Origin of the sequence: Rubrobacter taiwanensis, from assembly GCF_004337705.1 — a bacterium.
Lineage (GTDB): Bacteria > Actinomycetota > Rubrobacteria > Rubrobacterales > Rubrobacteraceae > Rubrobacter_C > Rubrobacter_C taiwanensis.
On record NZ_SKBU01000015.1, the window covers coordinates 98,448 to 120,004 of the forward strand.

Here is a 21,557-nt window from a genome sequence, read left to right on the forward strand (position 1 = left end):
AGGGCGACGAGCGGAGGAAGACTTGACGCACACCAACCCCTACAGGACGCACACGGCGGGAGAGCTGCGCGCCGAGCATGCCGGCCGGCACGTGAGGCTGGCCGGCTGGGTGAGCCGGCGGCGGGACCACGGCGGGCTCATCTTCATAGACCTGCGCGACCGCTGGGGGATAACCCAGGCAACCTTCCATCCGGACAACGAGGCCGCCTTCGAGCTGGCCGAGCGGCTGCGTCCGGAGTGGACGGTCTCAGTCTCCGGTGAGGTGGCCCGCCGGCCGCCGGGCAACGAGAATCCGGAGCTGCCCACGGGGGAGATCGAGGTTCTCGCGGACGAGTTAGAGATCCTGAGCACCTCCGAGACGCCGCCGTTCGAGATAGAGCGCGAGCGGCCCGTGGAGGAGATGCTGCGCCTCCGCTACCGCTACCTGGATCTCCGCCGCGCCCGGATGCGGGAGAACATACTCTTCCGCCACCGGGTCGTGAAGTACATGCGGGACTACCTGACGGAGCGGGGCTTCGTGGAGATAGAGACCCCTCTGCTGACGGCCTCCACCCCCGAGGGTGCCCGGGACTTCCTGGTCCCGAGCCGCCTCTATCCGGGCGAGTTCTACGCGCTGCCCCAGTCGCCGCAGCAGTTCAAGCAGCTCTTGATGGTCGCCGGCTTCGAGCGGTACTTTCAGATCGCCCGCGCACTCCGGGACGAGGACCAGCGCGGCGACCGGCAGCCGGAGCACACCCAGCTGGACCTGGAGATGAGCTTCACGACCCAGGACGAGGTTCTCGACCTCATAGAGGGTCTCTACACAGGGCTGGTCGAGGATCTCACACGCAAGCGCATCGCCCGCAGGCCCTTCCCCCGCCTCACCTACCAGGAGGCCATGGACCGCTACGGCTCCGACAAGCCGGACATCCGCTTCGGCCTGGAGCTCAGGGACGTCTCGGAGATCGGCCGGGACGCCGGGTTTAAGGTCTTCGCCAATGCCGTGCGGGACGGCGGCTCGGTGCGCGGGATAGCGGTCCCCGGCCTCGGAAATCTGAGCCGCCGGGAGCTGGACGAGCTGACCGGCGTGGCGGCGCTCGGCGGCGCGAAGGGTCTCGCCCACTTCCAGGTCACCGAGAGCGGGCTGAAGAGCCCGGTGGCCAAGTTCTTCTCCGCAGAGCAGCAGGCCGCGCTGCGGGAGGCGCTGGAGGCCCAACCCGGCGACTGGCTTTTCTTCGTCGCCGACGCCGACCCGGTGGTCTTCGAGAGCCTGAACCGCCTGCGGCTGCACTTCCGGGACCGGCTGGATCTGGCAAACCGGGACGAGCTCGCCTTCCTCTGGGTCACGGACTTCCCGCTCTTCGAGTGGAACGAGGAGGAGCGGAGGATAGAGCCGATGCATCACATGTTCACCATGCCGCGGGAGGAGGACATCCCCCTGCTGGACTCCGATCCCCTGCAGGTCACCGGCCAGCTCTACGACCTGGTCGCAAACGGGATAGAGCTCGCCTCCGGCAGCATCAGGATCCACCGCCCGGAGCTTCAGAAGAAGGTGTTCGAGATCATCGGCCTCTCTTCAGAGGAGGCCGAACGGCGCTTCGGGCCCCTTCTGCAGGCCTTCCGCTACGGGGCCCCGCCGCACGGCGGCATCGCGCCGGGCGTCGACCGGCTGGTCATGGTGCTCCGGGACGAGCCCAACATCCGGGAGGTCATAGCCTTCCCCAAGACCCAGGCCGCCCGCGACGAGATGATGAACGCCCCGAGCCCGGTCGCCAGAGAGCAGCTCGAGGAGCTGCATATCCGGCTCGCGGGCAGAGCTGCCGGGGATTGACCGCTCCCCGCCGCAAGAGAAGAACAGCCGGGTCGGCTTAGTAGGAGGGGGGATTAGAAAGGTCGGCCCGGCTGTATGAGGTTTGGAGACCGGGCGGTAGACCACAAGGCTTCCGGTCTAAGGACAGCCACCCGGTTTCACCAGCTTGGATTATACGACGGCCGGATGGCGCCTCATATAGGTCATTTGTCCCGGTCTACCGGCTACGGTGGGGGTGTCGGCTAGCGGGCGAGCTCGCGCAGCAGCGCCGCGGAGCCGTCCGAGAGCGGCACGCCCCGCTGCTCGCCGGAATCCATGTCGCGCAGGGTGACGTAACCGCCGCTCAACTCGTCCTCTCCCAGCACCAGCACCCTGCGGGCCGAGAGCCGGTCGGCCTGCTTGAACTGCCCCTTGGCGCTCCGGCCTGCGTAGTCCAGATCGCAGGAGATCCCTTCCCGCCGCAGCTCCGTCGCTAGACGCAGGGCCGGAGCCCGTGCCTCCCGGACCAGCGTCACGACGAACACGTCTACCGCCGCCCGTTCCTCGGGCGCGCTCGCAGCGAGCAGGATCCGCTCGATCCCGGTGCCGAAGCCCATCCCCGGGACGTCCGGCCCGCCGAGCAGCGAGACCAGCCCGTTGTACCGGCCGCCCGCTCCCACCGTGTCCTGCGCCCCCAGCGCGCCGCTCTTGGCCTCAAAGACGGTCAGGGTATAGTAGTCGAGGCCGCGCACCAGCCGCTCGTCCACCTCGTAAGGGATCTCCAAAGCCTCCAGCCCCGCCTTCACCTGCTCGAAGTGCTCCTTCGCCGGCTCGCTCAGGAACTCCCCGATCGTGGGCGCCTCCTCCAGCACAGCCTGGGTGTTCGGATCTTTGGAGTCGAAGGTGCGCATGGGGTTGATCTCTATGCGCTCGACGGAGTCCGGGTCCAGCTCGGAGCGGTGCTTCTCCAGGAACGCCCGCAGCTCCGGAAAGTACCGCCGCCTCGATTCGAAGTCCCCGATATTGTTGATGTAGAAGACCTCATCCCGCACGCCCACGCTCCGGTGCAGCTCGTACAGCAGGGCTATGACCTCCACGTCCAGCAGCGGGTCTTCGGAGCCCAGGACCTCGGCCCCGATCTGGGTGTGCTGCCGGTAGCGGCCCTTCTGCTGGCGTTCGTGGCGGAACATCGGGCCCATATACCAGAGCTTCACCGGCTGGGCCAGCTTGTACAGGCCGTGCTGGATGTAGGCCCGCACCACGCCCGCCGTCCCCTCGGGCCGCAGGGTAAGCTCCCGGCCGCCCTTGTCCCGGAAGCTGAACATCTCCTTGCGCACGATGTCCGACGCCTCGCCGCTGCTACGGACGAAGACCTCCGTCTCCTCGAAGACCGGCGTGCTCACCCGCGTGTAGTTGTACCGCTCGAAGGTCGCGCGGGCCAGCCCCTCTACGAGCTCCCAGAGCTCCGGACGCTCGTGCGGCTCCCGGCCGCCGGGGATCACGTCGTAGGTTCCCTTCGGCCCCCTGAATCCGCTCAAAGCGCCACCGGGGGAAGGTAGGGGTTGGTCCTTACCTCCTCGGCTGCAAAGATCACGCCCCCGTGCCCCGGGTAGAGCCGGGTGTTCGCATTCCACAGCTCCATGACCTTGCGGATGGAGACCTCTATCTCGCGCCAGGAGGCGCCGGGGATATCCGTGCGGCCCACGCTGCCCGGCATGATGAGATCGCCTACGATCTGGTCGTCCCCCAGCACGAACGTGACCGCCCCGGGCGAGTGGCCCGGCGTGTGCAGGACCCGGATCAGCTCCCCGGCCAAACGCAGCTCCTGCCCGTCGTCCAGCGGCTCGTAGACCTCGACGCCGGTGCGCTCCGCGTCATCGGGGTGCACGTAGAGCGGGGCGTTGGTCTCCCTCAGCACCGCCTCGAGCGCGCTCACGTGATCCGCGTGGCCGTGCGTGATAAGGACGGCCTCCACCGGCCGGCGGACGGCGGCCAGGATCTTCTCCGGCTCCGCGCCCGCGTCCACGATGATGTCGCCCCCGGAGCCGTGCACCACGTAGGAGTTGACCTCGAAGCCGTTCATGTCGAGGCGCACTTGTTCTATATCGGCCACGTCCCTCCTTTACTGGCTGACGCGCGTCCCGTCGCGGGAGACGCGGTACACGTCGTAGACGTCTGGGATGCTGCGGATCTTGCGGATCACGTCCTCCACGTGCTCCAGGCTGGCGGCCTTGAACGCGAAGCGGCTCAAGGCCGTGCGTTCCTCGATCGTGTCCACCCGGGCGGAGATGATGTTCACGTTGCAGTCCGAGATCGCCGAGGTGACATCCCGCAGCAGGTGCATCCGGTCCAGAGCCTCCACCTGCAGCTCCACGGTAAAGAGGCGCCCCCTGCCCGGGGTCCACTCCACCTCCACGAATCGCTCCGGATTGCGGGACTTGAGCGAGATGGCGTTCAGGCAGCCCGCCGAATGCACCACCACCCCCCGCCCGAGCGAGACGTAGCCCACGATCTCGTCGCCCGGCATCGGGCTGCAGCAACGCGCCAGCCGCGTCAGAATGCCGCTGGAGCCCACCACCCGCACCCCCGTATCGGAGCCCGCCCCGTCCTGCTCCTCGGGGATCGGCAGCGGAGCCAGGGCCGGTACCGGCTCCTTCTCCTCCTCCTCGTGCGGCCGGATCTTCTCCAGGATGCGGTTCGCGACGCTCTCCGCCGAGACCACCCCCGCACCGACGGCGGTCAACAGGTCATCCGGCGTGTTGTAGTTGGTGGTCTCGGCGACCTCGTCCCACACACGCGCCGGAACCCGCTCCACCCGGTGCTTCTTCAGGAGCGCCTGCACCTTCTCGCGCCCCAGCTCCAGATTGTCCTCCCGGTCGGCCCGGTTAAAGTACTGCCGGATCTTGTTCCGGGCCCGGCCGCTCTTCACCACCGAGAGCCAGTCGCGGCTCGGCCCGGAGCTGGACTTGCTGGTTATGATCTCCACCCGGTCGCCGGATACCAGCTCGGAGTCCAGCGGCACGATCTGGCCGTTCACCTTCGCCCCCACGCACTGGTGACCCACCTCGGTGTGGATATGATAGGCGAAGTCTATGGGGGTCGCGCCGGAGGGCAGGCTCACGACATCGCCCTTCGGCGTGAAGACGTAGACCTCGTCCACGAAGAGCTCGCCCTTCAAAGACTCCATGAACTCCGCGGAATCCTGCGTCTCCTGCTGCCACTCGAGCATGCTCTTCAGCCAGGCGGGACGGTCGGGATCCGCCTCGGCGCCCTGCTTGTACATCCAGTGCGCCGCGATCCCGTACTCGGCGGTCGCGTTCATCTCCTCGGTGCGGATCTGGATCTCAAGCAGCTTGCCCTCGCTGCTCATCACCGTGGTGTGCAGCGACTGGTACATGTTGAACTTGGGCATGGCGATGTAGTCCTTGAAGCGGCCGGGTATCGGCTTCCAGATCGAGTGGATCACGCCCAGAGCCCCGTAGCAGTCCCGGATGCTCTCCACGATGACCCGGAGTCCGGTGAGGTCGTAGATCTCGTTGAACTCCTTGTTGCGCCGCACCATCTTGTTGTAGATGGAGTAGAAGTGCTTGGCCCGGCCCTGTACCTTGAAGTTGCGGATGCCGGACCGCTTCAGATGCCCGGCCAGCTCCTCCCGCATGCGGTTGATGAACGCCTCGCGCTCCTCCCGCCGGGCCGCCACCAGGCGCTTGATCTCCTCGTAGCGCCGCGGATGCAGCGTGGCGAACGCCAGATCCTCTAGCTCCCACTTGAGCGAGTAGATGCCGAGGCGGTGCGCGAGCGGGGCGTAGATCTCCAGCGTCTCCGTCGCCTTCTTGAGCTGGGTCTCGCGCTTGAGGTAGTCCAGCGTGCGCATGTTGTGCAGCCGGTCGGCCAGCTTGATGATGATCACGCGCACGTCCCGACTCATCGCCACGATCATCTTCCGCAGCGACTCGGCCTGCGCCTCCTCCAGGTTCCCGGACGGGAGCCGCTTCAGCTTGGTCACCCCGTCCACAATCAGCGCGATCTCCTCGCCGAACTCCTCCTCGAGCTCCTCCCGCGTTACGCCCGTGTCCTCGATGACATCGTGCAGGAGCGCCGCGGCGATAGTGGTGGAGTCCAGCTTCAGATTGGCCAGAATGTCCGCCGTGCACAGAGGGTGGTAGATGAAGGGCTCGCCGCTCTTGCGCACCTGACCGGTGTGCGCCCGGTGCGCCACCCGGTAGGCATTGGCGATCAGCTCCTCGTCCGCCTCCGGGTCGTAGGAGGCGATCTTCTCCAGCAGCGACGAGATCGTCACCGCCGGGGTCGCCCGCCCCTCGAACTCTATGTCGGTGCGCGCGGTCTCCACGCCGGAGATTTTAACATCCTAGAGCCTGCCGCCCCGGAAGATGACCACCATGAGGATCGCCGCGAGAACCGAGGCGAGCGTGAACCCCACGAAGCTCACCACCGGCACCCCCAGATAGGGGACCTGAGGTCCCCCGGTCGCGAACCCCCCAATGACGGCCGAACCTATCAGGAGCGCCCCGGTCACCACGGCGAACACGAGCCGGTTGGCGAGTATGTCCACCTCCCCGATCAGATCGTCCAGACCCTCATGGTTGAACCTGACCTCCAGCTCCCCGTCTTCCAGCTCCTTCAAAAACTGCCGGATCTGCTCGGGGTAGTCCTCCAGATACCGCGCGTACTCGAGCGAGCGCTCCTGCAGTTGCTCGGCGAGCGCTTCGGGCCGCAGACGGTCCCAGAGGAGCCGGTCAGCGAAGGGCCGGGCCACCTCGTATACGTTGAGAGAGGGGTCTATGGAGCGCGCCAGCCCTTCGGCGGTGATGAGCGCCTTGGTGAGCAGCGGGTAGACAGGGGGCACGCGCACCCGGTAGCGGCGGGCGACGCCGATGATCTCGCCCAGAGCGTCGCCCAGCGTCACCTCGCCCACGGAGAGACCCGAGTACTTGAAGAGGAACTCCCGCACCTCCTGCACCAGCTCGCTGCGCACCTCGACGTCGTAGGTCAGCCCGAGCCGCTCCAGCCCCCGCACCACCGCGGGTGCGTCGCGCTGGATGACGGCTATGAAGAGGTTGCTCAGGGCCTCCATCTCTCCCCGGCTCATGTACCCGACCATCCCGAAGTCCAGCAGCGCCAGGTTGCCCTCCGGGGTGAGGATGAGGTTGGCCGGATGCGGATCGCCGTGGAAGAACCCGTGCTCGAAGGCCATCTGAAAGATGGCCTCGGCCCCCATCGTGGCGATCCGGCGCCGCTCCTCGGGCTCCAGCAGCAGCGGGTTGATGCTGTAGAACTTCCGGCCCTCAACGTACTCCAGCGTGAGCACCCGGCGGGTCGAAAGCTCCCGGTACACCCCCGGTATGACCACCGGCGTACCCGCGAAGTTGGCCGCGAAGCGCTCGGCATTCAGGGCCTCGGTCTCGTAGTCCAGCTCGCGCCGGATCACATCCTCGAACTCCAGCACCAGCCGCTCCACGTCGATGAACAGCCGGTCGCCGAACCGCCGGTTGATGAGCGCCGCAAGCCGGTTCATCAGCTCCAGGTCGGCCTCCACCCGCGGTGCGGCCTCGGGCCGCTGCACCTTCACGGCGACCGCCTCCCCGCCGGGCAGCACCGCCCGGTGCACCTGCCCGATGCTGGCCGATCCCAGGGGCTGGGGGTCGAAATGCGCAAAGAGCTTCTCTACCGGAGCCCCGAGCTCGTATTCGATCACCCGGCGCACGGTCTCCAGCGGCATGGGAGCGACCTCGTCCTGCAGCTTGCGCAGCTCCTGCAGGACCCGCTCGGGCAGGAGGTCGGAACGGGTGCTGAGCATCTGCCCGAACTTTACGAACGTGGGGCCCAGATCGTCGAGCGCCCGCCGCAACCGCACCCCGAAGCTGGGCGCGAGCACCTCCTCGGCCCCGCGCTGCCGGCGGCTCCGCCGCACGTCGAAGACGAAGCCGAAGCCGTGCCGGGCCAGAACCCGCCCGATCTGGGAGAAGCGCGCCAGGTTCTCGGCGCGGGTCACGGGTCCACCCGGGCCCCGCCGCCCCTCAATGTGCTCCCGCTACGGTCCGGTCGGCGGCCGCTCCGGTCCGCCGGGCGGCGGGGTCGGCGGCTCGGGCCGGGAGCCCGCGGCTTGGTCCTCCAGCAGCCGGATCCTGTGCTCCAGCTGCTCCACCCGGAAGAGCAGGTCTTCGTAGTCCTGCCGGGTCGGCACACCCACCTGCCGCATGCCCTGCTGCAGCGAGGCGTCCACGAGCGTCCGGGCGTTGGTCGAACGCTGGCGGGCCCGCTCCAGCACCTCCCGGGCCACGCTCCGGCCCTCTTCGCGCGTCATGCGGCCCTGCTCGATCAGCTCGTTTATGGCCCGCTCCACCCGCTCCTGGGTTATCGCGGCAGCGCCTATCTGCAGGAGAACCAGCTTCTCCAGCGTATCCCTTACCGCCATCAGAGAACCTTCCTTTCGACTCGCTCTCCCCGCTATTATGCCCGCCGGAGATCCGAACGCAACGGTAGGCGTCAGGCCGAGGCCTTCGCCGCCTTCGCCCGCCGGTCGCGCCACGCTTTGAACAACGAGAGGACTGGGGAGGCGATAAAGATGGAGCTGTACGTCCCGGCCACGATGCCTACCAGCAGCGCGAACGCGAAGTCGCTCAGCGTGGCCTCCCCGAAGATCAGAAGCGCCGTGATCGGGATGAGGGTGGACATCGAGGTGTACAGCGAGCGCCGCACCACCTGCCGGATGGAGGTGTTGATCATGGCGTCGAACCGCCGCCGGTTGTAGCCCAGCGCCGGAGCGTTCTCCCGGATGCGGTCGAAGATGATGACCGTATCATAGAGCGAGTAGCCCAGCACCGTCAGCAGCGCCACCACCGTCACCAGGTTGAACTCCCGGCCCACCAGCGCGTAGACGCCGAGCGTTATCAGGATGTCGTGCGTGAGCGCTGCCAGCGCCGCGATCGCGAAGGCGAACTCGAACCGGAAGCTGATGAACGCCACGATGATCAGCAGCGCCGCCGCCACGGCCTGCAACGCCTCGTCCCGGATCTGGAGCCCGAACGTGGGGCTTATAGTGGTGACGCTCACCTCGGCCCCCAGTTCCCGCTGCAGAGCCTGCTGTATCTGCGTCTGTTCCTGCGTGTCTATGGGCGGGGTGCGGATCTCGTAGTTCTCGCCGCCGAGCTGCTGGATGATGGCCGACCCCTGGTACTCCTGCGGCAGCGCCTCCCGCACCTCCTGCACGCTGGCGCCGCCCGCCCCCTGGGCGGTAAACTTGGCCCCGCCCTCGAAGTCTATGCCGAAGTTCAGGCCGTTGACGGCCAGGGCTCCGATGCCGAGCGCGAGCATGACGCCCGAGAGGGCGAACCACACCCGCCAGTTGCCGACGAAATCCACCCGGCTGAAGATGCGGTCCAGCACGCTAGCGCACCCCCGCCGGTCCGGGCGTCTTAGGCGGGGCCTCGATAGCGTCCTTCCGGACGCCCATCGCCGCCGGAGAGAGCTGGATGCCCCGGCTGGAGATCACGCCCAGCAGCGCCCGCGTGACCGCGACGGCCGTGAACATCGAGAGCAGCACGCCGAGCGTCAGAAGTACCGCAAACCCCCGCACCTGCCCGCTGGAGAGCGCGAACAGGATGAAGGCCGCAATAAGCGTCGTGATGTTCCCGTCCAGGATGGCCCGGAAGCCCTTCTGGTAGCCGATCTGGATCGCCGTCCGGGTCGTCTTGCCCCGGCGGACCTCCTCCCTGATCCGCTCGAAGATGACGATGTTGGCGTCCGCCGCCACCCCGATAGCCAGCACGATGCCCGCAATACCCGGCAGCGTGACCGTGATCGGGATCGCCACGATGAGCCCCCAGAGCAGGAAGGCGTAGATCAGGAGTGCCAGGTCCGCCACGACCCCGAGCGCCCGGTAGATGAAGAGCAAGAACAGGAGCACCAGCCCGAATCCCACGAGCGCCGCCGTGAGCCCGGCCCTCAGCGAGTCGGCCCCGAGCGTCGGCCCGATGGTGGAGACCTGCAGGACCTCCATGTTGATGGGCAGCGCGCCGGTGTTCAGCACCACCTCCAGCTCCCGTGCTTCGTCCTGCGGCAGGCCGCCCGGCAGCCCCGTATTCTCGATGACTACCTGGCCTCCGTAGATCGGCTCGTTCACGGTCGGGGCGCTCACCACCTCCTCGTCCAGCACGATGGCGAGCTGCCCCGGGGTCCCCCGCGCCAACGATTCGCTGACTATCTGCTGCGTGAGATCCCCGAACTCCCGCGCTCCCTCGTTGTTGAGCTCCATGCCGACCCGCAGCCGGCCGGCCTCGTCGCGGTCCAGGAAGGCCCGCTCCAGCCCCGCACCGGTGAGCGCGGGCTGCTCCGGCAGTACGTAGCCGATCACGTCCATCCCCTCGCCCGTGCGGGATTCGCTCACCTCGAAGAGGATCTTGGTCTCCCCCTCCTCGTAGGCCGGGTCGTTCTCCAAGCGGTTCTGGATCTCCTCCCGGACCTGGTACACCTCGCCCTCCGGGACGGCCTGCTGGAAGTCCGCGGCCAGCACGGGGTAGAAGCCCAGCTGGGCGGTCCGCCCGATGACCTCTACCGCCTGCTCGGCGTCGGTGATGCCGGGTATGTTGACCACGATCTGATCCTCGCCCTGGATCTGGATCTCCGGCTCCGTCACGCCCAGACGGTCCACGCGCTGGCTGATGACCCCCGCCGCGGTCTCCATCTCCTCGCGGGTGACGGGCGTGCCGTCGGTCCTGTAGCCCTCCATGGTCACGCTGACCCCCCCGCTCAGATCCAGCCCGAGCTGCGTCGCCTCGGTCACCGGCTGGCGGAGGAAGATCACGTAGGCCGCAATCGCGATGAGCACGACCACAGCCCCGAGGATGATCATATTGTTCCTTCTGTTCTTCATCGGGCTGAAAAGAGTCCCTTGCCGCTGGAATTACCGTGCGAATTCTAACATCTGAGAGAGAAGAGTTTAGGAACCCGCATACCGCCCTCTCCACTCCGCGGCCCACCGGGCGTAGCGGCCCTCCAGGATCGCCGCCCGGGCCCGCCGGCAGAGCTCCTCCATGAAGTACACGTTGTGGAAGGTGACGAGCCGGTGGCCCAGCAGCTCGTCCTCCCGCACGAGGTGCGCAAGATACGCCCGGGTATACTCCGCGCAGACCTCGCAGCCACACTCCGGGTCCAGCGGTAAAAAATCCCGGCGGAAGCGGGCGTTCTTGAGGTTGAGCCTGCCGGCGGCTGTCAGCGCCGAGCCGTGCCGGGCGAGCCGGGTGGGCAGCACGCAGTCGAACATGTCCACCCCGAGCCCGATGACCTCTACCACCCCGACCGGGTCCCCGATACCCATGAAGTACCGGGGCCTGTCCGCGGGGAGCCCGGACGCTACGTACGCCAGCGCCTCCAGCATGGCACCCCGCTCCTCCCCGACCGAGAGCCCCCCGATGGCATATCCCGGGAAGTCCAGTTCCACGGTCCGCTTGAGGCTCTCTAGCCGCAGCTCCCTGTGCAGCCCGCCCTGCACGATCCCGAAGAGCGCCTGGTCCTCGCGAGTGTGCGCCGTCCTGCAGCGCTCCGCCCAGCGCGCCGTCCGGCGCAGGGATTCGGCGTGGTAGCCGTAGTCTGCGTCGTGCGGCGGGCACTCGTCCAGCACCATCGCGATGTCCGCTCCGAGCGCCTCCTGCACCTCCACCACCAGCTCCGGCGTGAAGAAGTGCGGCGAACCGTCGTAGATGGAGGCGAACGCCACCCCCTCCTCGGAGATCCGGCGCGTCTTCGCCAGCGAGAAGACCTGAAACCCGCCCGAGTCGGTGAGCATCGGCCCCTTCCAGCCGGAGAAGGCGTGCAGCCCCCCCGCCTCCTGCACGACCTCCACCCCGGGCCGGAAGTACAGGTGGTAGGTGTTGCCGAGCACGATCCCGGCCCCGGTCCGCCTCACCTCCTCCATCGTGAGCCCCTTGACCGTGGCCTTGGTGCCGACCGGCATGAACGTCGGGGTCTCGACCTCGCCGCGCGGGGTGCGGAGGACCCCGGCCCGCGCCTCCCCGTCGGTGGCGACGACCTCTATCGTGACCGGAGCGCCTACGGCAAACTCCTCCCCCCGCCGAGAAGCAGCATCGCATCCCCGAAGGAGTAGAAACGGTAGCGCTCCTCGACCGCGACCCGGTACGCCTCCCGGATGAGCTCCACGCCCGCAAAGCTCATCACCATTGCAAGCAGCGTGGAGCGCGGCAGGTGGAAGTTGGTTATGAGGGCATCCACCGCCCGCCAGCGGTAGCCGGGGTAGATATAGATCTCGGTCTCCCCCTCGCGCTCGCCGCTCTGGGCCCAGCTCTCCAGCGTGCGCGCCACCGTGGTCCCGACGGCCACCACGCGCTCCGCCCGCTCGATGGAAGCGGCCGCCGCCTCCGGCACGGAGTAGTACTCGGCGTGCATCCGGTGCTCCTCGATCTTCTCCGTGCGCACCGGCAGGAAGGTCCCGGTACCCACGTGCAGCGTCACGCGTACGAGCTCGGCCCCGGCGCGCTCCACCTCCTCAAGCGTCCGCCGCGTGAAGTGGAACCCGGCCGTGGGAGCGGCGGCCGAACCCGGCCGGCGGGCGTAGACGGTCTGGTAGGACCGCTCGGCCTCCGGCGTGGGCCGGATGTACGGCGGGAGCGGCATGTGCCCCCGCTCCTCCAGCAGCCGCGGCACGTTCTCCGCCCGCACCAGCCACTTCCCCTCCCCCAGACGCCGCGCCAGTTCGAGCGGACGGCCGTTGGCCGAGAGCGTCATGCCCTCCTGCAGCCGCCGGCCGGGGCGGGCCAGGACCTCCCAGCCGTTCCCGGTGTCGCGCAAAAACAGCAGCTCCACCTCCCCGCCGGTGGGCTTGCGGGCGAAGAGCCGTGCCGGGAGTACACGGGTCTCGTTGAGCACCACGGCGTCGCCGGGATGCAGATATTCCGGAAGATCCCGGAAAGTACGGTGTTCTATCTTCCCGTTCTTCGCGTCCACGACCATCAGGCGCGAGGAGTCCCGGGGCTCGGCGGGCCTCTGGGCGATCAGGTCCTTTGGCAGGTGGTAGTCGAGCTCTGAGATCCGCACGCTAGCGCCGGAAGAGGATGTTCAGCAGGATCGTCAGGACTATCGAGAGCAGGATCATGAGCCCCAGCGGGAAGTAGAGGGTGAAGTTCCCCCGCTGCCACACTATGTCCCCCGGCAGGCGCTCTACACCGAACCGGCCGAGCAACAACAGCAGCCCGCCGATGACGAGCAGCACGAGCGCGCCGCCGATCAGGATCTTCCCGATAGCCTCCATGTTCACGCGGTTATTTTATGACCCGGGCGGGCACTATCCAACCTCGGCCAGCAGACCGCCCAGGTCCAGCGGCCGGGTGACCATGGCGACTCCCCGGCCGCTCTCCGGACGCGGCCACTCTTTCTGCGGGCGGTCGCGGTAGAGCTCGACCCCGTTTCCGTCCGGGTCGCGCAGATAGATAGCCTCAGAGACCCCGTGGTCTGAAGCACCATCCAGCGGATATCCCGCCTCCAGCAGGCGCTTGACCGCTTTCGCCAGCTCCTTCCGGTCCGGGTAGAGGATGGCGAAGTGGTAGAGCCCGGCGGAGCGCTCCGGCGCGGGCGGAGCGCCCTTGCTCTGCCAGGTGTTGAGCCCGATGTGGTGGTGGTAGCCCCCGGCGGAGAGGAAGACGGCCTCCTCGCCGTACCACTGCATCACCTCGAAGCCCAGAAGATCCCGGTAGAAGCGCAGCGCGCGCTCGATGTCCGCCACCTTCAGGTGCACGTGCCCGATCCTCACCTCTGGATGTACGCGCGGAGTCTCCATAACGACCTCCTGCCTCATATAAGAATCCGTGCCACGACGATCCAGAGTATACGCCGTTTGCGAGCCGCCGGACGCCTCCTCTAGCCGCCGACGATGCTCGGCCCGACGAAGAACGCAAGCGCCCCGATCGCCAGCACGACAACGACGAGCAGGATCCAGCTCCAGTCCCTACCCCGTCCCGAGTTCACCTTTACACCTCCCCTCTGAAGTAGTGTCTGCGGGGGCTCCGGTTCAACGGCTCCGGCCCCTCCGGTCCGAGGTAGACGATGTTCTCGTACCTGACCCCGAACTTCCCCCTGACGTATATCCCGGGCTCCACGCTGAAGACGTGCCCGACCTCCAGCGGGCGCCGGTTGCCGCTCCTGATGTACGGCGGCTCGTGCATCTCCAGCCCGAGCCCGTGCCCGGTACGGTGCAGGAAGTTCTCGCCGTACCCGGCCTCCTCGATGACGCGCCGCGCCGCCCGGTCCACCTCCTCGCATGAAATCCCCGGCTCTATGGCGGCGAAGGCCGCGTCGTACGCCTCGCAGACGAGCTCGTAGGCCGCCTTCACCTCCGGATCGGGCTCGCGCGGGAAGTAGAGGCGGGTTATGTCCGACCAGTATCCATCCACCGCGCAGCCGAAGTCCATCAGGAGCGGACGGTCGGGGCGGATGCGCACATCCCCGCCGGTGTAGTGCGGCATGGCGGCGTTGGGACCGGATGCGATCAGGGGCTCCGGCGTGGGCCTGTAGCCGAGCTCCAGGTAGCGGGCCTGAATCCTGCCGGCCAGCTCCAGCTCGGTGAGCTCGCCCAGCGGCAGCGTCCCGGCCCACTTAACCACCTCGTCGGTGACGGCGCCGGACTTCCGCAGCAGCTCCACCTCGCCCGCGTCTTTCAGCTCCCTCAGGCCCGCGAGGATGCCCGGGTCCTGCTCGATCCGGAGGTCCGGGCAGACTTTCTGCAAGAGGAAGAGAGCCCAGGCGGGCAGGGAGCCCTGGACGCAGAGCCGGGAGACGCCCTTCAGAGCAGAACGGGCCGCCTCCTCCGGTCCCTCCGCGTCGTCCCAGACGATCGGCGCCGCCACGTGCCCGCACTCGTCGCGCAAGAGCAGCGGCACCACCAGCCTGAGCTCGCCGGAGGCGGGGACCACGAGCCCGAAGAGCCGCTCCATGCTGACCGGCTCGAGCCCGGTGAGGTAGAAGAGGCCGACGGAGGGCTCGACCCAGAGCGCTTCGAGCCCCCGCTCCCGGAGGGCATTCCGGACGCTATCTATACGTCGCCGGTAGCGCTCCTCCAAGCCCATCAGGTCCTCCTCTCTCTCCGGCGGCGGGCCGTGGCCGCCTCGTCCACGCGCAGCTTCTCGTCCAGGACGACGCCGTAGTCGCGTTCGGCTCCCTCACGGGTCACATAGCCGGCGAGCACGTCCCGCCGGACCCGCTCCGGGTCGCGCTCCAGGGGGTCGCCGTACCCGCCGCCCCCGCCGGTGTAGGTGGTGACCAAGCTCCCGGCCTCAAGCGGCAGGTTGTTTACCTTGAGCAGCGTCTGCTCGGAGCCGTCGCTGTGGCGCACCACGACCTGCGGGCCGCGGGCGTCGCGCCCGCCTTCGAGCCCCCAGGCCGGGGTCTTCGAGCGCTCGAACCAGAGGTAGAGGCTCGCGTCCGTCTGGAGCCGGTACTCCCGGAAGAGCCCGCAGCCGCCGCGGGTCCGGCCGGGGCCGCCGGAGTCGGGCCGGAAGCCGTAGCGTCTGATCTGGATCGGGTACTTCGTCTCGTAGACCTCGACGGGGATGTCCTTGAAGCCGCCGTTGACGTTGTTGATGAGCCCGTCCTGCCCGTCGCCGCTCGCGAACGCGCCCCAGCCGCCGGGGGTAGGTTCAAGGGCCAGGAAGGGAGCGTTGCCCTTCCTGGGGTCCAGGCCGGCGAGGTAGATCACCATCGAGTCGCCGTAGTGGGCTCCGGCTGCCTCGTCCGGCACGGCAGGCGCGAGAGCCTTTACGATCAGGTCTATAAGCAGCCCGAGCGGGGTGAAGTACCAGCCGCAGGGAGCAGGCTCCTGCGCGTGGAAGATGGAGCCCTCCGGCGCCCTCACCGTCAGGGTCGGGAACGTGCCGCCGTCCACCGGGCGGTCGGGGTTTATGAGCAGCTTGTACGCCACGCGGCAGGCGGAGATCGTCTGCGCAATGCCGCAGTTGACGGGGCCCCGGGCGGCCTCCGAGGACCCTCCCAGGTCTATCGTCATCTCCTCGCCGGAGACGTCCACCCGCACCCGGACCCAGACCGGATCTTCGCCGACGCCGTCGTTATCCAGGCAGCCCTCGGCGGTGTAGGTGCCGTCCGGGATGGCGGCGACCGCCTCCCGGTCCAGCTGGGCGGACTGGCGGAAGATCTCCTCCCTTGCTGCCCGGATGGTCTCCATCCCGAAGCGGTCCACGATGGAGCGGAACCGCTCTTCGCCGGTGAAGCAGGCCGAGACCTGGGCGTTCATGTCCCCAACTAGCGAGTAGCCGAACCGGCCGTTGCGCCGCAGGAGATCGACGACGTCCTCCCTTTGTTCGTAGCCGGCGTAGATCCTGGTCGGCCCCCAGCGGAAGCCCTCCTGGTAGATCTCGGTCGAGTCCATCGGCGTGCCGGGGTCTTTGGCCCCCACGTCCAGCCAGTGGGCGCGGGTGGCGGAGAAGCCGACCAGCTCGTCCCCGTGGTAGATGGGGGCGAAGATCGTGGAGTCGTTCAGGTGGGTGCCCTGCAGGTAGGGGTCGTTCATGTAGAACACGTCGCCGGGCCGGAAGGCCTCCAGCCCGAACTCCTCTATCGCCAGCTTGACGCAGACCTCCAGGTTGCCGAGGAAGATGGGCAGCCCCGAGGACTGCCCCAGGACGTCTCCGTTCTCGTCCAGCAGCGCGACCGAGCAGTCCTTGCCCTCGTAGATGATCGGGGTGTAGGCGGACCGGATCAGGGTCGCGTTCATGTCCTCCGCGCAGGAGAGGAAGAGATTGCGGATGATCTCCGTGGTTATCGGGTCGGTGCGCGTCTCGGCCATGCTCTTACTCCTCCTCCGGCGTGATGATCATGTTCCCCAGCTCGTCCACCCGGGCTCTCCAGCCGGGCGGGATTACGGTCGTTGAGGTCTCTTCTTCCACCACCGCCGGACCCGACACCCCGGAGCCGGTGGGCAGCCTGTCGCGCCGGAAGATCTTGGCCGGCACCCGCTCGCCCTCGAAGACGACCCCGCGCACCTCCTCGTGACCGCCCCCCGCGGGCGGTCGGAAGCCTATCACCCGCCGCTCCAGCTCGCCGAGCGCCGCCACCCGCAGGTTCACGAACTCGACCGGGGCTCCCGGCGTGGAGTGGCCGTAGCGGGTGCGGTAGGCGGCGTGGAAGCGGTCTGCGATCTCCTCCAGAGTCTCCGCGTCGAATCCGCCTCCGGGCAGCTCCACGTTCACGAAGTACTCCTGCCCCACGTAGCGCATGTCCGCCGTGCGCAGCAGGTGCATCCGGCCCTCCGGCACCTCCTCGTCGCGCAGGATCTCGCGCGCCTGCTCCTCCAGCTCCGTGTAGGCAGACTCCAGGTCCCCGGCCACCGAAGCCTCCATCGGCCGGTAGAAGGTGCGGGTCACGTCGTGGCGGATGTCGGTCTGGAGCATCCCCCAGGCGGAGAAGGTCCCCGGCGCCCAGGGCACTATGACCTCGCCGATCTCCAGCTCCTCGGCCAGCGCGACGGCGTGCATCGGCCCGGCGCCGCCGAACGCCACGAGCGAGTACTCCCTCGGGTCCACCCCCTGCTCGACCGTGATCGTGCGCATCGCCTCGGCCATCTTGGCGTTGATGATCGCCAGCATCCCCTCGGCCAGCTCTTCGGCACCCAGGTTGAGCTCCCGGGCGACCCGGCCTATCTCCCGCTCCGCGGCCGCCCGGTCCAGCGCCATCGCCCCGCCGAGGAAGTAGTCCGGGTTCATGCGCCCGAGCAGGAGGTTCGCGTCGGTGACGGTGGGCTGTGTGCCGCCCCGGCCGTAGCAGACGGGGCCGGGGTCCGCCCCGGCGCTCCTGGGCCCGACGCGCAAGGCGCCCGCCTCAAGGTAGGCCAGCGACCCGCCCCCGGCCCCGATGGTGTGTATGTCCACCAGCGACATCAGAACCGGCAGCCCCTCCAGCTCCGTCTCGGTCGAGACGGAGGGCCGGCCGTTCACGATGAGGCTCGCGTCGAAGGAGGTCCCGCCCATGTCCACGCAGAGCAGGTTCGGCCGGTTTAGCGTGCGGCTCAGCGCCTGGCCACCGATGGTGCCCCCCACCGGCCCGGAGAGCAGGGTCTGAATCGGGAGCTCCCGGGCCGCCGCGGCCGTCATGACGCCGCCGTTGGACTGCATGACGTGCAGCCGGGCGGGTACGCCCCGGTCTTTCAGCTGGCCGTCGAGGCTCTTCAGGTAGCGCTCGACGGTCGGCGCAATGTAGGCGTTCAGCACCGCCGAGGAGGACCGCTCGTACTCCCGCCACTCGCTGGCGATCTCGTGCGAGAGCGTGACGGAGAGGCCGGGCACGCGCTCGCGCAGGATCTCGCGCGCCCGCAGCTCGTGCTCGGGGTTCAGGTAGGAGTAGAGGAAGCAGACCGCTACCGAGTCGATCCCCTCCCGCTCTATGCGCTCGATGATGGGGCCGAAGTCCTCCTCGCGCAGCGGCTCCTGCACCGAACCGTCGTACAGCATCCGCTCCCGCACGGTGTGGATGTCCTCGGGCGGGACGAGCCCCCGGGGCTTGCGGTACTGGAGGGCGAAGAGCTTCTTGCGGTCGCCGCGGGCTATGGTGTAGACGTCCCGGAAGCCCTCGGTGGTAATGAGGAGAACGCGCGTGCCGCGCCGCTCCAGGAAGGCGTTGAGTCCGACGGTGGTGCCGTGCACCAGGAAGGAGATGCCCTCCAGGTCCGCGATCAGGTCCGCAAGCCCCGAAACGACCCCGCGTGCCGGATCGTCCGGGGTGCTCAGGACCTTCCCGGTGAACGCCCGCTCCCTCCCCTGATCGTAGACGACGAAGTCCGTAAACGTCCCGCCGATGTCTATCGATACACGGTAGTCTGCCATGCTAGCCTCCCGTCTCGCTCCGCTCCCGGACGAGGCACTCGGACACGAACATCACCGGGTCCGAGACCCTCTCCAGATCCTTCTCCAGCTTCGCCTGCACCCCGGGGTCGTAGAAGCCGCGCTCGAAGCTCTCCCGGTCCGGCCAGTCCACCGTGGTCATGAAGCGGTACCCGCCGCCGCCCCCGCGCTCCTGCTTCAGAACCCGGTGGAACTCGGAGGCCACGACCCCCTCCAGCGCCATGTTCGCCTCCTGGTGCTCGCCCAGCCGCCACTCCAGAAACGCGTCCTCGTCTTGGCCGGGCGGCAGGTTGTACAGAACGGTCAGCCGGATCACCTCTCCTCCTTCTCTGGCTCACAAACCCAGCAAACCGGCGGTGAACGTGTACTTCGCTATCCCCGCGAACCCCAAAGAGACCCCGATCACCAGCGCCGCCGTGAACGCTCCGGCCGCCGCCCAGTCCCTCCGCCGGAACCGCAGCGGGTTCAGCTCGGTGCGGTTGTCCACGTCGTAGCCGAAGCCGCGGGACATCATCGCCGAGGCCATCGCCTCCGCCGCCTGGAAGGAGCGGAAGAACGTGGGGATGGCTATGGGGACGTAGGCCCTAAAGCGGGCGATGGGGTTTGAGACCTTCGTGTTCCAGGCCCGGGACTGCTGCGCCTCCATAACGGCGGTGAGCTGCCCGATCACGACCGGGATGTAGGCTATCGTCATCGAGAGCGCCATCCCGATCTCCGGCGGCACCCCCATCTTCACCACCGCTAGCGCCAGCTCCGACGGGGAGACGGTCTTGATGAGGATCAGGGCACTCAGCACGAGGGTGAGCAGCCGCAACAGCGTCCCCACCGAGAAGATCAGGGTCTCCCAGTAGACCGGTATCGCCGGGAGCACCGGCACGCCCTCGCCGAACAGGTGCCCGATGAGGTTCGCCGCCGCCGGGTCGGGCGGCCGCCAGAAAGCGATGTTCGCCACCAGCACGAACGCGACGAACGGCAGCACCGGCAGGAGGTGCCTGGCGTTCTCCGCGAAGGGTATGCCCGCCACCCGCCCGTAGGCGAAGACGCTCCCCAGCAGCAGCGCCAGGAAGAGGGGGTCGTTCCAGGTGGCGAGCGTCACGTTGATGGAGAGCCACCACAGCAGCTTGACCCGGGGGTCCAGCCGGTGGATGATCGTGCCCCGGTCCTGGTACGCTACCTCATACGCCACCTGACGCCCCCAGCATCTCCACCGCCTCGTCCACCGTCAGCCACGCCTCTCGGTAGCCGAGAGCCTCGCCCAGCACCGTCACCTGCGGCGGCCGGAGCGACGAGGCCTCCAGCTTCTTGCGGGCGAGAAACGCTTCCCGGGCCGGCGCGTCCAGGAGGACGCGTCCCCCCTCCATGATCACGACCCGGTCGCAGTACTCGGCGGCGAGGTTCATGTCGTGGGTTATGACGATCACGGTCTGCCCCTCGGCGTGCAGGCGCACGGCGAGGTCCATGATCTCCCGGGCGCGCTTGAAGTCCTGGCCCGTGGTCGGCTCGTCGAGCACCAGGATGTCCGGCTTCATCGCCATCACCGCGGCGACCGCGATCCGCTGCTTCTCGCCCTTGCTCAGGAAGAATGGGTTCTTCTCCAAAAGGTGCGAGATCTCCAGGTCCCCGGCCGCCTCCCTGACGCGCTTTGCGACCTCTTCCTCAGACAACCCCACGTTCTGCGGGCCGAAGGCCAGCTCGTCCCCGACCTTCATCTTGAAGATCTGGGAGTCCGGGTTCTGGAAGATGTACCCGACGGTCTGCGCCATCTGAGCGATCGTGGCCTTCCGGGTGTCCAGCCCCGCCACCGTGACCGTCCCTTCGGTAGGCTTCAGGAGCCCGTTGAGGTGCTTGACGAGCGTGGTCTTGCCGGAGCCGTTCTGGCCCAGCACTCCGACGAACTCTCCCCGGCGGATCTCCAAATCCACGCCGCTCAGTGCCCGGGTGCCGTCGCGGTAGACGTGCGAGAGGCCCGTGATCTCAACCACGACCTCCTCCTCGCCGTGCTGCACGCGCCGCGGCGGGAGCTGCGGAGCGCGGGAGAGCGCTTCCCGGTCGATCAGCGGCGCAAGCACCTCTACGGCCTCTTCTATCCCGATGGGCAGCCTCTCTATCGGCCAGCCGGCCGAACGGAGCTTCGCACAGAGCAGCGTCACCTGCGGGACGGAGAGGCCGACCGAGTCTATATACTCCACGTGCTCCAGCACCTCCCGGACCGGTCCGCGGTGCAGGATCTCGCCCTCATGCAGCACGATCATCTCGTCCACGAGGTCTGCCAGCTCCTCGATCTTGTGCTCCACCAGCAGCGTGGTGCGGTTCTCCTCGCGCGCGAGGCGGGCCACCAGCTCCAGGACCTGCTGGCTCCCGATCGGATCTATGTTCGAGGTGGGCTCGTCGAGCACGAGCACCAGCGGGTCGAAGGCCAGGATCGAGGCCAGCGCGCAGGACTGCTGCTGGCCGCCGGAGAGGTTGTGCGGGTTCTTGTGCCGGTGCGGCTTGAGCCGGGTTAGCTCCAGCAGCCTCTCCGTGCGCTCCCGGATTGTCTCGACCGGCAGCCCGTAGTTGCAGGCGCCAAATACGATCTCTTCCTCCACCGTGGGGTTGAAGAGCTGCGTCTCCGGGTCCTGCGAGAGAACCCCAACGATCTTGGATAGGGCACTGACGCTCAACTTGCGCGAGTCGTAGCGCCCCGCGATAGTGACGCTGCCTGCGAGCCGGCCCTTGAACTCGTGCGGGATGAGGCCGTTCGCCATCCGGCAGACGGTGGTCTTGCCCGCGCCGCTGGGCCCGGTAATGAGAACCACCTTCCCCTCCTCCAGCCGGATCGATACGTCGCGAACCGCCTCTTCCCCGCCTCTGTAGGCGTAGGCGACCCGGTCGTATACCAGCGGGTGCTGCCGCTCGCCGCCCGGCACGGC

General features: G+C 68.0%; 18 protein-coding genes. 1 reads left to right on the forward strand and 17 read right to left on the reverse strand.

Translation table 11 applies throughout. The annotated features are described in order from the left end of the window. The first annotated feature begins 22 nt into the window (after nt 1-22). Nucleotides 23-1,810: an aspartate--tRNA ligase gene (aspS, locus tag E0L93_RS08165; protein WP_132690795.1), complete on the forward strand. Its 1,788-nt coding sequence runs from the start codon at nt 23-25 to the stop codon at nt 1,808-1,810. A 221-nt stretch (nt 1,811-2,031) separates the two neighbouring features. Here the strand turns inward: aspS and hisS are convergent, their stop codons facing one another. From hisS to E0L93_RS08250, 17 genes are all read right to left on the reverse strand, one after another. Then, nucleotides 2,032-3,306, reverse strand: a complete 1,275-nt coding sequence (gene hisS / locus E0L93_RS08170) for a histidine--tRNA ligase (RefSeq protein ID WP_165874243.1) — start codon at nt 3,304-3,306, stop codon at nt 2,032-2,034. Continuing rightward, nucleotides 3,303-3,881, reverse strand: coding sequence for an MBL fold metallo-hydrolase (locus E0L93_RS08175; protein WP_132690799.1), 579 nt, complete (start codon nt 3,879-3,881; stop codon nt 3,303-3,305). Before E0L93_RS08175 ends, hisS begins: the two co-directional genes overlap by 4 nt. Nucleotides 3,882-3,890: 9 nt before the next feature. Further along, complete coding sequence (locus tag E0L93_RS08180) at nt 3,891-6,119, reverse strand: RelA/SpoT family protein (protein ID WP_132690801.1); 2,229 nt, start codon at nt 6,117-6,119, stop codon at nt 3,891-3,893. Between the two features lie 18 nt (nt 6,120-6,137). Beyond that, nucleotides 6,138-7,781, reverse strand: a complete 1,644-nt coding sequence (locus E0L93_RS08185) for an ABC1 kinase family protein (protein WP_132690803.1) — start codon at nt 7,779-7,781, stop codon at nt 6,138-6,140. A 39-nt stretch (nt 7,782-7,820) separates the two neighbouring features. After that, on the reverse strand, nt 7,821-8,204 hold the full coding sequence (locus E0L93_RS08190; protein WP_132690805.1) for a phasin family protein: 384 nt from the start codon (nt 8,202-8,204) through the stop codon (nt 7,821-7,823). Between the two features lie 71 nt (nt 8,205-8,275). After that, nucleotides 8,276-9,175 carry a protein translocase subunit SecF gene (gene secF, locus E0L93_RS08195; protein ID WP_132690807.1) on the reverse strand — a complete coding sequence of 300 codons (900 nt, stop codon included), beginning with the start codon at nt 9,173-9,175 and terminating at the stop codon, nt 8,276-8,278. A 1-nt stretch (nt 9,176) separates the two neighbouring features. Then, on the reverse strand, nt 9,177-10,640 hold the full coding sequence (secD, locus tag E0L93_RS08200; RefSeq protein WP_165874244.1) for a protein translocase subunit SecD: 1,464 nt from the start codon (nt 10,638-10,640) through the stop codon (nt 9,177-9,179). 87 nt (nt 10,641-10,727) lie between these two features. Beyond that, complete coding sequence (gene tgt, locus E0L93_RS08205; RefSeq protein ID WP_132690811.1) at nt 10,728-11,822, reverse strand: tRNA guanosine(34) transglycosylase Tgt; 1,095 nt, start codon at nt 11,820-11,822, stop codon at nt 10,728-10,730. Between the two features lie 14 nt (nt 11,823-11,836). Continuing rightward, on the reverse strand, nt 11,837-12,838 hold the full coding sequence (gene queA / locus E0L93_RS08210; protein ID WP_132690813.1) for a tRNA preQ1(34) S-adenosylmethionine ribosyltransferase-isomerase QueA: 1,002 nt from the start codon (nt 12,836-12,838) through the stop codon (nt 11,837-11,839). Nucleotide 12,839: 1 nt separating this feature from the next. Continuing rightward, nucleotides 12,840-13,052, reverse strand: coding sequence for a DUF2905 domain-containing protein (locus E0L93_RS08215; RefSeq protein WP_132691328.1), 213 nt, complete (start codon nt 13,050-13,052; stop codon nt 12,840-12,842). Between the two features lie 33 nt (nt 13,053-13,085). After that, nucleotides 13,086-13,577 carry a VOC family protein gene (locus E0L93_RS08220; protein WP_132690815.1) on the reverse strand — a complete coding sequence of 164 codons (492 nt, stop codon included), beginning with the start codon at nt 13,575-13,577 and terminating at the stop codon, nt 13,086-13,088. Nucleotides 13,578-13,767: 190 nt separating this feature from the next. Beyond that, nucleotides 13,768-14,862, reverse strand: coding sequence for a M24 family metallopeptidase (locus E0L93_RS08225; RefSeq protein WP_132690817.1), 1,095 nt, complete (start codon nt 14,860-14,862; stop codon nt 13,768-13,770). After that, nucleotides 14,862-16,595, reverse strand: coding sequence for a hydantoinase B/oxoprolinase family protein (locus tag E0L93_RS08230; protein ID WP_132690819.1), 1,734 nt, complete (start codon nt 16,593-16,595; stop codon nt 14,862-14,864). Before E0L93_RS08230 ends, E0L93_RS08225 begins: the two co-directional genes overlap by 1 nt. 4 nt (nt 16,596-16,599) lie before the next feature. After that, a complete protein-coding gene (locus tag E0L93_RS08235) occupies nt 16,600-18,627 on the reverse strand; it encodes a hydantoinase/oxoprolinase family protein (protein WP_132690821.1) in 2,028 nt (675 codons plus the stop codon). Between the two features lies 1 nt (nt 18,628). Then, complete coding sequence (locus E0L93_RS08240) at nt 18,629-18,961, reverse strand: hypothetical protein (protein ID WP_132690823.1); 333 nt, start codon at nt 18,959-18,961, stop codon at nt 18,629-18,631. An 18-nt stretch (nt 18,962-18,979) separates the two neighbouring features. Further along, nucleotides 18,980-19,831 carry an energy-coupling factor transporter transmembrane component T family protein gene (locus E0L93_RS08245; RefSeq protein ID WP_132690825.1) on the reverse strand — a complete coding sequence of 284 codons (852 nt, stop codon included), beginning with the start codon at nt 19,829-19,831 and terminating at the stop codon, nt 18,980-18,982. Next, the gene (locus E0L93_RS08250; protein WP_132690827.1) at nt 19,821-21,554 is read right to left on the reverse strand and encodes an ABC transporter ATP-binding protein; all 1,734 of its coding nucleotides are present in this window, start codon (nt 21,552-21,554) and stop codon (nt 19,821-19,823) included. The genes E0L93_RS08245 and E0L93_RS08250 overlap by 11 nt, the downstream gene beginning before the upstream one ends. Between the last annotated feature and the right edge of the window lie 3 nt (nt 21,555-21,557).

What these genes read in the sequence shown, in the direction of transcription:
- E0L93_RS08220 (WP_132690815.1), bottom strand. Translation starts at nt 13,577, where the DNA reads ATGGAGACTCCGCGCGTACATCCAGAGGTGAGGATCGGGCACGTGCAC.
- E0L93_RS08190 (WP_132690805.1), bottom strand. Translation starts at nt 8,204, where the DNA reads ATGGCGGTAAGGGATACGCTGGAGAAGCTGGTTCTCCTGCAGATAGGC.
- E0L93_RS08215 (WP_132691328.1), bottom strand. Translation starts at nt 13,052, where the DNA reads ATGGAGGCTATCGGGAAGATCCTGATCGGCGGCGCGCTCGTGCTGCTC.
- E0L93_RS08235 (WP_132690821.1), bottom strand. Translation starts at nt 18,627, where the DNA reads ATGGCAGACTACCGTGTATCGATAGACATCGGCGGGACGTTTACGGAC.
- secD (WP_165874244.1), bottom strand. Translation starts at nt 10,640, where the DNA reads ATGATCATCCTCGGGGCTGTGGTCGTGCTCATCGCGATTGCGGCCTAC.
- E0L93_RS08225 (WP_132690817.1), bottom strand. Translation starts at nt 14,862, where the DNA reads ATGGGCTTGGAGGAGCGCTACCGGCGACGTATAGATAGCGTCCGGAAT.
- E0L93_RS08230 (WP_132690819.1), bottom strand. Translation starts at nt 16,595, where the DNA reads ATGGCCGAGACGCGCACCGACCCGATAACCACGGAGATCATCCGCAAT.